We start from the raw sequence: 9727 nt of genomic DNA on the forward strand, positions 1-9727 counted from the left end.
ACGCCCTGGGCGTGGTTGCCGGCCGAGGCCGCCACCACGCCGCCGGGGCCGATGGCCTCCCGGCGTTTCAGGAGCTTGTAGCTGGCCCCCCGGATCTTGAATGAGCCCGTCTTCTGAAGGTTCTCCATCTTCAGGTAGATCTTTCCGCCGAACATGCGGCTCATGGTCGGCGAAAAAACCAAGGGGGTATGAAGGACGCTTTTCCTGATCATCTCCGCGGCCTCGCGGAAGGATTCCGGTGTCATTGTGTGCGCTTCCTTTCCGCCGTCCGGACGGCGCGCCTGTTTTGACGGGAGACCGGGCATCCGGCGGCCGTGCTGCACCGCATGGCCTCCCCCCTCCTCCGGGTCAGGATCGTCGGAAGCGGTCCGGTCGCAGGGCCGTGATATCCAGGGCCGGCTGTTCTCCGGCCGCCAGCTGGGAGACGATTTTTCCCGATATGGGGGCCTGGGTGATGCCCAGCATGCCGTGGCCCGTGGCAACGATCAGGTTGTCGACCCCGGACGGGCGTCCGATATAGGGGAGGCCGTCGGGGCTGCACGGCCTGAACCCCCTCCAGATCTCAACCAGCTCCATGGACTTCGGGTCGAGATCCGGAAAGTAGGCGGCGACGCTCCCCGCGACAGCCTGGATGCGGCGGCGCGGATAGGATGAATCGAGCCCGGCGAATTCCAGGGTCCCCGCCACCCGAAAGGTCTGGGCAAACGGCGTCAGCACCACCTTGGCCTCCATCAGCCCCAAGGGAATCTCCGGGCACTTTTCCGTCCGTTCGAAGGTGACGCTGTAGCCCTTTGCGGGCTGCATGGGGATGTCGACCCCGAGATCCCCGGCGATGACGGAGGACCACGCCCCCCCGGCCAGGACGACCTCGCGGGCGGCCATGTCGCCCCGGGTCGTCTGCACCGAGGTGATCCGGTTTCCGGTTTTTTTGAACCCGATCATCTCGGTCGATTCATGAATCCCCACCCCCATGAGCCGTACCTGGGACGCCAGGTGATCCACGAACCGCCGGGGATCGAGGTGGGCATCCATCGGATGGAAAACGCCGCCCAGAACGCGTGTTTCAATGCCGCCCACCATCTCCCGGACCCGGTCCGCCCCGACGATGGCGGACGCGATGCCGAACCTTTCCAGCAGCCTCGATTCTTCAAGGCCTTCCTCCCTCCCGTGGGGGGTGTTGAACACCGCGAGAAACCCTTTCTGCTCAAGCCCCGGGGCAAGGGAGTCATGGGCCTTCAGCGCCTCGAAAAGAGTCAGGCCCGCCTTGTTGAGGTCCCGAAGGACCGGGATGCCGGCGTGGAATCGGGATCGGCCGGCGGACCGCTGAAACAGGATCAGCCACCTGAGGAGGTCCGGGTCCAGGCGGGGCTTGATGGAAAACGGGCTTTCCGGATCGAACATCCATTTCAACCCCTTGAGGATCTTCCCCGGCGAAGCCAGGGGAATGCTGTAGCTCGGTACGATGAGCCCGCCGTTTCCGGCGGAGCACCCCGAGCACACCGCGTCTTTCTCGACGACGGTCACGTCGAACCCGTGACGCCTGAGATAATAGGCCGAGCAGATGCCGACCGCCCCGCCGCCGATAATCAGTATCTCTGTTTCCTGCCGCCTTTTCATCGTTTCGGACCACCCTCCTTACCATTGAACATCCCCGCGCCATCCAGGCCCCTGCGGATTCGGGCAACTGGAATTCTATAGTATCCGGGGGGCGCCATGGGCAAGCATAACTTTACAGAAAAGATCAAGGACGGAAAAAACAGGTCAAAAGGCGGGCGGAATCGGTTCATTTGTTCATGCAGCGGTCCTTAGCGCTTGATCATTTTTCCGAAAGGCGATAGATTGGGCCAGCTTCAGACAAGGCGACCGGCCGGGAAGGAAAGGCCCAAGGGCGGGCTTTATCCCGGAATATTGTTTTGGAGGCCGTCTAAAAGCGCCATTTTTAGACCTTCTTTCGAAATGATTGCGAAAGCGCCGGAGGCCCTCACACAACGGCTCACCAACACAGAATAGGATCAAACGCATGGAAGGTCGCATCAAATGGTACAACGAAAAAAAGAAATACGGCTTCATTACAACCGAGGAGCACGGGGATATCTTCCTGTACCACAAAAATATAAAGGAATTCGGACACTTCGGTTTTCAAGAAGACGATCTGGTCAGCTTTGAATTGAGGAGCACCCCCCAGGGCAAGCAGGCCGTCAACGTCCGCCCCGTCAAGACATATTGATCCCTTCTTGATGGTCGGGGGGATCGGGATGGATTGAAATCCCTCCGGATGCCCGGGGCCGGCATGTCTGCTGCGGCGGTTCATGATCATGGGCGGGCGCCGGAGGATGATCCCTATCGACAGGAGCTGCCGATATGCCGGGTGCGGGAAGGGTTTGTGCCCTCCGGGGGAGGCCTGGCATCGCGGGCGATGACCTTCATTCAGGGTGTCATCGCGGCGCCACTTCCCGGGGGGTCATTCGTCGACATACACCATCGGGGCCGCGTATTGGGCGTCGATCCACCCTTTTTCACCGCCGGGCAGCGTCACATAGAGCCAGCCGTCCGACTCCTCCTCGATATCCAGGATCTCGCCTCTCCGCACTTGGCGGAATACCGCATGGTCGCCCCCCGGACCGGACCTCACGTTCAGCAGTTCGACCGTGACGGAGACCTGGCTGTACAGGGCCTTTCCCGACACGAGCGGCGGCACCGGGGCCGCCGGCGGGGCAATCACGACATACCCCGACGACACCGGCCGATAATAGACGTCGTCGTGGTAATAGAAGATCGATCCCCCTATGAATAGGCCTGCGCAACCCAGCGGAAGGGTCAGGAACAAGGTGCCGATGGCGGGGCGCACCGAAAAGTAGCCGGAAGAGTGGCGCCAGTAATAGGGTCGCCGGGGGGGATGGTAACATCCGGCGCCGGGACCGCAGACATGACGCCGGTAGGCGTTTTTCGGATACCGGTGATAGCCCGGGGCAGGGTATATTCTGGCGGGAGGGCGGTGATTGCCCCAGTTCTTTTTGTATCGGGAATTCCGGCCGTCATAATCCCATCGCTTCTTGTATCGGGCATTCCGATCGTCATGATCCCAGCGCTTCTTGTATCGGGAATCCGGCCCGTCATTTCGGACAGGCCCCCCATGGGGCGTGCCCGCCCTTTTTCGGTATTCCCCGGCGCGTCGCGATCTGTCTTGACCGCGGTCACCGTCCTGCGGCTTGCCGCCCCGGTATTCCCCGGCGCGGTGGGGCCTGTTTTGATCGCGGTGACCTTCATATCGTCTGCCGCCCCGATCCGAGCCGCCGCCGTTGTGGCGGAAATCGTCCGCATACCCGACGCCGGCCGCCGTGGTGAACGCCAGCAGATAGATCAGCCATGCAGCGGCCTTATGGATGGATGTGGTGGTCATATAGCGCATGACGCTTTCCTTTTCGGTTTTTGGTGCTCATTTAGACGCACCGGCAATCGAAAGGTTTACCTGCCGAGCGGTCTCGACGGCGGCAAAGGGAGGATGCTGCGGATCTGATCCGGTCTAGGCTTCAGCATCCGGATCGATGCAGGCATCCTCCGCCAAGGCGGAATGCGGCGGCTCTTCATGGCGGTCCGCAATCTTTTCGATGCGGACGGGAACGGCCTTCAGGAGGGGAAAGCCGCTGATGGGGTCGTTGACATCCCCGAAGGTCAGGATATTGACCGGCTGATCCTCCCAGCCGTGATACACCTCCACCACCCCCCGGCGCAGCTCCGCACGGTGGACGATCCGTGCGGCGACCTCGATGGCCCCCAGCCGGGACGAGAGGCGGACCCTGTCCCCGTCGGCGATCCCGAGCGCCCCGGCATCCTCCGGATGGATCTCGGCCTCGGGCCGGGCATGAATCAGGCGGAACTTTTCAATATTCTGGTGCCGGGAGTGATAGAACAGCGTCATGCGCGCGCCGGTGGTGAGCAGAAACGGATATTCCTCGGACCGCTCCCGCATGTGAAAGGGGCGAACATACTCGGGGATCTCGGAAAAGCCCAGATCTTTCAGGTATTTTGAGGCGAACTCGACCTTGCCCGAAGGGGTGGGCAGCGGCGTCGTCTCGTGCTTTCGGAACCGGACCGGCTGATAAACGATGCCCTCGGGGCGGGCCTTCAATTCCTCCAGCGAAATCCGCGACGGCCCCAGCAGGTAACGGTTGACTGCGACCTCGTTCTCCCAGGGGAAATACTCCTCCCCGAAGCCCAAGCGGTGGGCCAGGTCGTGCCACAGGCTGTATTCGTTCCGGATGCCGGGGATCTCCGCCACCTTCCGGGTGAGGTAGACCCGGTGATATTTGATGTTGCAGTGGATCTCCGAGCGCTCCAAAAAGGTTTCGGCGGGCAGGATATAGTGGGCCAGGCGCGCGGTCCGGGTGAGGAAGAAATCGTTGACCACGAGCAGGTCGAGGTTTCTGAAAGCCCGCTCGACCTTGAGGGTGTCGGGATGGGTCACCACCGGGTTGGCGGCGGTGATGACCATCCCCTTGAGGGGATATTCGCCCTTGCCGATCATATAGTCCATGGCCGTCATGGTGTGGCCTTCCCCCGTGAAATCAAAGAGCACGGGGAACCGGTCGGCGCCGATGGGCCTTGGGCCGGCCATCACCTGTTCCCGCCTGGGCGAGAGGTCCGCAAGGGGCATCCGCTCCGGCCAGTAGAGGCCGCAGTCAATGTCGAGCGCCCCGCAGAGGCAGGAGAGGATGGTCATGGCCCGGATGTTGTTGACGCCGTTTTCATGGTGCTCCAGGCCGGTGCCCATATAGATGCTGACCTCCGGCCGGCTCTCGGCGATCATGCCTGCTATGGTCCGTACCACATCGGCGTAGATGCCGCTCTCCGCCTCCACGACCTCCGGGGTGAATCGCTCGGCATAGGCGGCGATGTCGTCGAAGCCCACCGTATAGCGCTCCACGAAATCCCGGTCGTAGTTTCCGGATGCGATCAGCAGATGGATCAGCCCCCAGGCCAGTGCCCCGTCGGTGCCCGGGAAGGGCTGGGCGAAGATATCGGCCCAGCAGCCGATGGGGTTGAGGCGCGGATCGATGACTACCAGCCGGGCGCCTTTGCTGCGGGCGTCGGCGAACTCCTTCATGAACGGGGGGTGGCATACCGGAGGGTTGCTGCCCAGAAGCAGAATCAGCCGGGCCGAGGAAAAATGGGGATAGGGGTTCCAGAAGCCCGTGACCAGGCGGTTTCCCAGGTAGCGCCCGTTGAAGCAGGACGAATCGTTGGAAAAATAATTGGGCGAGCCGAAGCCGTGGATGAACCGCCGGACATATCCCTCCTGCTGGAGAAAGCCGACACCCTCGCCTTTCCATACCCCAACCGACCTCGCGCCGTAATTGGATTTCAGGGCCGCCATGCGCGCGGCGATCTCATCGAGCGCCCGCTCCCTGTCGATGGGAGTGAAAGATCCGTCGGGCATCCGCTTGAGGGGGGTGAGGATCCGGTCCCGATGGTAGAAGTGGTCCGGAGCCGCCTTGCCGCGGGGGCAGATCCGGCCGTTGTTCACCGGGTTCCCCTCTCCGGGCAGGATGTCGGTCATGATGCCGTCCTGGATGACCACATCGATGCTGCAGCGGGTGTTGCACATTCGGCAGAGGGTCTTGACCGTGCCGTTCATGACGGCCGTTCGTTCTTTCATTCCGGTTTTTCGTCCTTCTTTTCCACCGCGCGGATCATCAGGTTGACCTTGGGGGTGTTTCGGGCCATTTTCCGTTTGATGTCGGCCAGCTCGTTGATGTCCCCGAAGTGGAGGGCCTGGGCCATGCAGACCTGGACGCATTCGGGCCGGCCCCCGCAGAGGTCGCATTTGGCAGCGACGCGGATTCGTGGTTCCATGTGGATGTTGCCGAAGGGGCACGAGATGACGCACATGCCGCACCCGACGCATGCCCCCTCGTCCACCACCACCGCCTGGGTCTCGGGATCCCGGGCGAGCGCCCCGACCGGGCAGGCGCTGAGGCACCAGGCGGACTGGCATTGGAGGCATGTCGAGGTGAAGATCATCCGTCGGTCCATGTCCACGGACACCCAGATGTTGGGGGTCTGGCCGTTGCATTTTCTGAACTGATGGAATGTGCAGATGCGCTGGCAGCTCATGCACCCCACGCACCGGTTGACATCGACATACACCACTTTCATCGGGCGGCTCCTTCCGTGACCCTCGGCGCCCCGTCCCGCTTTCCGGCCGGAAGGCGGTTCCCTCCCGAGGCGAGGGGTTGTATATACATACTAAACCCTCATTAAGGCCATTATATACGGGTGTCAAGGAGAAACTCTTCTCGACATTTCCTTCAGAGGGCGGTATGGGTATAAAAATCTAATCTGTTCGGATTGTGATATAAAATGCCGTATCGAGATGTGCTGCCGGGGCGATGCCCGTATAGACAATCGACAGCCCGGGGATGAAGACATCGGCAGGCGGCGACCGGGGAAAAAGACCATGGCCCGACCCGTGACGAAAATGGCTCCGAAGTACCAAAAGATCAAGCACTACATTCTCCAGGGCATTGCCTCGCGCAATTTTACCGACGGGGTGCCGTCCGAAAACCAGCTCGCTGAAAAGTTTTCCGTGAGCCGGATGACGGCGCGGCGCGCCCTGAACGACCTGGAGCGGGAGGGGTCCGTCGAGCGGATTCCCGGCAAGGGGACCTTCGTCCGAAGGTCGGGGCACTATACCCAGGGATTTTTCCGGGTCCGGCCGTTCCGGAAATGGGCCGAGGACCTTGGTGCCGACCTCCGGACCGAGGTGCTCGAATCGCGGATCGTCGAACCGCCCGAGGAGATCGCCCGGATGCTCGACTACGGCGGGCAGATGATCCGGCTCCGCATCCTCAATCATCTCAACGAGGTGCCCGTCCGCTATGCCGTCCGGTATCTCCGCGCCGACCAGTGCGCCGGCATCCTCTGGGAAAACCTCGCGAAAACCTCGATTCACGACATCCTCATCAACAAATACCGGCTTTCCCTCACCCGGATCAGCCAGAGCATGACCGCCGTCGGGCTCCCGGAATCCCTCGCCGGCCTGTTCCGGGAGGACCCCGGATATCCGGTCTTTTATTTCCAGCGCACCGCCTATTCCTGCGAAACCCCGGTGACCTATGTGGAGTACTTCATGCGGGGAGACATGGCGTTCAAGGACACCTTCACCCCCATGCTCGAGGTGGCCGATTACAAGCCGTAATCCCGCTGGATCGTCGCCTCCTCGAGGGTGCCTCCCGGGCGGCGGAAAAAGATCTTGACAAAACTTCAATCCGTATTTTAAAAACGTCCAGGCTGTATATACAGCTTGGCATCCCATTTAAATCAAGGCCGATCGCACTTGCACCAGACGGTGCGACCGGAAAACATTCTGCCAAGGGGGACGGACGATGTCACTGGAAGCGCTGAGCAGGCTTGTGGAGGACGGGGAGAGCGAAGAGGCCCGGGAGGCGGCGAAAAACCTGCTTTCGGCCGGGCAGGACCCGATCGAGATGATCGAATGCATGACGCGGACCATGGCCCGCGTGGGGGACCAGTTCGCCAAACTTGAAATCTTCCTGCCGGAGATCATGCTGGCCGGCGAGGCCCTTTCCGCCGTGGTGGCGGAGATGGCGCCTTACCTCGAAAAGGCGGGCGGGCAGCGGATCAAGGGCAAGGTGGTCTTGGGGGTGGTCAAGGGCGACCTCCATGAAATCGGCAAGAATATCGTCAAGCTGATCCTCGAAACCAACGGCTTCCAGGTCAGGGATCTGGGCTACAACGTCGACGCCCTGACCTTTGTGAAGGAGGCGGAAGCCATGGGCGCAGACATCATCGGGGCGTCTTCCCTCATGACCACGACCATGCCGCGGCAGAAGGAGATCATCGATATTCTCAAGGAAAAGGGGATCCGCGACCGCTACAAGGTCATTATCGGCGGCGCGCCGACCTCGCGTCTCTGGGCGGATAAGATCGGCGCGGACCTCTATTGTCCCGATGCCCGGTCCACGCCGGACCTCATCGCTGCACTGCTCAAGTAATCCGCCATCGTTTCAACATTCGATTCAACACCTTAGGGAGGAAGAGATGTCGACCGCCTACCGCATGTGGGAAATCCTGGAGCGCTCCAACACGGGCCCCTTCATGGAAGAGGATGCGTTTCTGCCCAAGCGCTTCACCCCGACCCTCAAGAAGCTGATCCAGGCATACGAGATCCGATACGACCCCAAGACGCCCTGCCCCGCGGACGATGCCATGGCCGACCGCATCTGGCAGGCCGGCTGGGAGCTGTTCCGCGAGGTCGGCTACTACAACACCGATACCCACCGCATCATCCAGGTATCCGATGAGGAGATCCGGGAGGCGCTCTACACGGCCCGGGACAGCTACTGGGTGGGGGCGGGCAAGGATGCCCGGCTGTTCGGGCACCGGACGGTCGAGGACCGCACGCCGCCGTTCTGCATCATGAGCCCGGATATCACCGTGGACGAGAAATACCACCAGTCCATGTGCATGGCCTACCTCAAGGAGCCCCTCCTCGACGGGCTGTGCGGACCCATTTTGGAAGAGACCTTCGGCCACCTCATCGAATCCTCGGGGCCTACGGAGATCAGCGGCTGCATCCAGCACATCTACAACCAGAAAATGGCGGCACGGCTCCTGGGCCGCCCGGACATCTTCATGGTGGCCGTGGGCACGGCTGAGCACGACTCGGGCCAGATCGCCGTCTCCAACGAGCAGTGGGGCGTCCAGAAGACCGATGCGCGGCTGGTGGGCGGGCTCACCGAGTTCAAGACCGCCGACACCCTCCTCAACCGGTCCCTCCACTACGCCCAGTACGGCTGCTACACCGGCCACCTCACCGGCCCCATCTACGGCGGGTGGTGCATGGGCTCCGAGGGGACGGCCGTGACCATCGTGGCCTACAGCCTCATCGGGCTCGTGGTCCACGGCGCCGTCTTCAACCAGCATTTCCCGTTCCATCTGAACTACGGCTCCAACACCACCCGGGAGCTCCTCTGGGCCATCGCCATGGCCGGCCAGGCCCTGTCCCGGAACAGCAAGCTCATCTATACATCCAACGGCTTCGCCAACGCCGGCCCCATGACCGAGATGCTCTTCCGCGAGACCGCCGTCCATGCCATGGTATCGACCGTCTGCGGTTGGAACCTCTGGGAGATGGCCTCCACCCGGAACAAGTACCGGAACCGGGCCACCCCCCTGGAGGCCCGCCTGGGATGCGAAGCCGGGCACGCCGTGGCCCGGTCGGGGCTCACCCGGGACCAGGTCAACGAGATCGCCCTCCGGCTCCTCGATACCTACGAGGCCCAGGCGGCCGACGCGCCCATGGGCGCGGAATACCCCGAGTGCTACGACGTCGCCAGGGCCGTGCCGACCCAGGCCCACCTCGACATGTACCGGCGCGTCAAGGATGAGATCGCGGGGCTGGGCGTTGAGTTTCCCTACTGACGACATCCTTGAGGTCGACCCGGCCGATTTTCGGGTTTCTCTCGAGTCGGTGGGCCGCTATTTCGGCGGGAGCCGGTATCGGATCACCGACCGCTCCCGGGGGCGGATCGAGGCGGGGATCCAAGACGCCCGGGCGCTGGTGACGCCCATGGCCGTCTTCGCCGTCCATGCCGTCGAACGAACCGGGGCGTCGGGGGCCATCCGTCTCGAAAGCGGCGTCGCGCTCGATCTCCCGTGCTGCGGGGACCCGGCCGGGGCGAGGTGGCTTTCGGCGGGCGTGGCC

At 62.5% G+C, this 9727-nt stretch carries 10 protein-coding genes; 5 read left to right on the forward strand and 5 right to left on the reverse strand.

Annotated features, from left to right (window positions below; all coding sequences use genetic code 11):
• Together ACEW8N_RS10720 and ACEW8N_RS10725 are read right to left on the reverse strand one after the other, a co-directional pair.
• Positions 1-245 (reverse strand): pyridoxal-phosphate dependent enzyme (locus tag ACEW8N_RS10720; protein WP_373499813.1); only part of this gene is annotated, 245 nt, incomplete at its 3' end.
• 103 nt (positions 246-348) lie between these two features.
• Positions 349-1617: an NAD(P)/FAD-dependent oxidoreductase gene (locus ACEW8N_RS10725; RefSeq protein ID WP_373499814.1), complete on the reverse strand. Its 1269-nt coding sequence runs from the start codon at positions 1615-1617 to the stop codon at positions 349-351.
• A 403-nt stretch (positions 1618-2020) separates the two neighbouring features.
• Between ACEW8N_RS10725 and ACEW8N_RS10730 the strand changes: the two genes are divergently transcribed.
• Positions 2021-2227 carry a cold-shock protein gene (locus ACEW8N_RS10730; protein WP_373499815.1) on the forward strand — a complete coding sequence of 69 codons (207 nt, stop codon included), beginning with the start codon at positions 2021-2023 and terminating at the stop codon, positions 2225-2227.
• Between the two features lie 234 nt (positions 2228-2461).
• On the opposite strand, the gene ACEW8N_RS10735 is transcribed toward ACEW8N_RS10730, so the two are convergent.
• The 3 genes from ACEW8N_RS10735 to ACEW8N_RS10745 all read right to left on the reverse strand — a co-directional run bounded on the left by ACEW8N_RS10735 (position 2462) and on the right by ACEW8N_RS10745 (position 6156).
• Positions 2462-3409: a DUF6515 family protein gene (locus ACEW8N_RS10735; protein ID WP_373499816.1), complete on the reverse strand. Its 948-nt coding sequence runs from the start codon at positions 3407-3409 to the stop codon at positions 2462-2464.
• A gap of 114 nt (positions 3410-3523) precedes the next feature.
• Positions 3524-5656: a molybdopterin-dependent oxidoreductase gene (locus tag ACEW8N_RS10740; protein WP_373499817.1), complete on the reverse strand. Its 2133-nt coding sequence runs from the start codon at positions 5654-5656 to the stop codon at positions 3524-3526.
• Complete coding sequence (locus ACEW8N_RS10745) at positions 5653-6156, reverse strand: 4Fe-4S dicluster domain-containing protein (RefSeq protein WP_373499818.1); 504 nt, start codon at positions 6154-6156, stop codon at positions 5653-5655. Before ACEW8N_RS10745 ends, ACEW8N_RS10740 begins: the two co-directional genes overlap by 4 nt.
• A 301-nt stretch (positions 6157-6457) precedes the next feature.
• Between ACEW8N_RS10745 and ACEW8N_RS10750 the strand changes: the two genes are divergently transcribed.
• The 4 genes from ACEW8N_RS10750 to ACEW8N_RS10765 all read left to right on the forward strand — a co-directional run.
• Entirely contained in the window at positions 6458-7198 is a 741-nt protein-coding gene (locus ACEW8N_RS10750) for a GntR family transcriptional regulator (protein WP_373499819.1), read from the forward strand.
• A gap of 187 nt (positions 7199-7385) precedes the next feature.
• A complete protein-coding gene (locus tag ACEW8N_RS10755; RefSeq protein WP_373499820.1) occupies positions 7386-8015 on the forward strand; it encodes a corrinoid protein in 630 nt (209 codons plus the stop codon).
• A gap of 46 nt (positions 8016-8061) precedes the next feature.
• Positions 8062-9444, forward strand: a complete 1383-nt coding sequence (locus tag ACEW8N_RS10760; protein WP_373499821.1) for a monomethylamine:corrinoid methyltransferase — start codon at positions 8062-8064, stop codon at positions 9442-9444.
• The coding region (locus ACEW8N_RS10765; RefSeq protein WP_373499822.1) for a hypothetical protein at positions 9428-9727 on the forward strand (300 nt) is incomplete at its 3' end. The genes ACEW8N_RS10760 and ACEW8N_RS10765, both read left to right, overlap by 17 nt.

Source organism: Desulfococcus sp., from assembly GCF_041737845.1.
In the GTDB taxonomy this organism is placed as follows: domain Bacteria; phylum Desulfobacterota; class Desulfobacteria; order Desulfobacterales; family Desulfococcaceae; genus Desulfococcus.

Excerpts from the sequence above, each read along its gene's own strand:
- ACEW8N_RS10725 (WP_373499814.1), bottom strand. The coding sequence starts at position 1,617 with ATGAAAAGGCGGCAGGAAACAGAGATACTGATTATCGGCGGCGGGGCG.
- ACEW8N_RS10730 (WP_373499815.1), top strand. The coding sequence starts at position 2,021 with ATGGAAGGTCGCATCAAATGGTACAACGAAAAAAAGAAATACGGCTTC.
- ACEW8N_RS10735 (WP_373499816.1), bottom strand. The coding sequence starts at position 3,409 with ATGCGCTATATGACCACCACATCCATCCATAAGGCCGCTGCATGGCTG.
- ACEW8N_RS10740 (WP_373499817.1), bottom strand. The coding sequence starts at position 5,656 with ATGAAAGAACGAACGGCCGTCATGAACGGCACGGTCAAGACCCTCTGC.
- ACEW8N_RS10745 (WP_373499818.1), bottom strand. The coding sequence starts at position 6,156 with ATGAAAGTGGTGTATGTCGATGTCAACCGGTGCGTGGGGTGCATGAGC.
- ACEW8N_RS10750 (WP_373499819.1), top strand. The coding sequence starts at position 6,458 with ATGGCCCGACCCGTGACGAAAATGGCTCCGAAGTACCAAAAGATCAAG.
- ACEW8N_RS10755 (WP_373499820.1), top strand. The coding sequence starts at position 7,386 with ATGTCACTGGAAGCGCTGAGCAGGCTTGTGGAGGACGGGGAGAGCGAA.
- ACEW8N_RS10760 (WP_373499821.1), top strand. The coding sequence starts at position 8,062 with ATGTCGACCGCCTACCGCATGTGGGAAATCCTGGAGCGCTCCAACACG.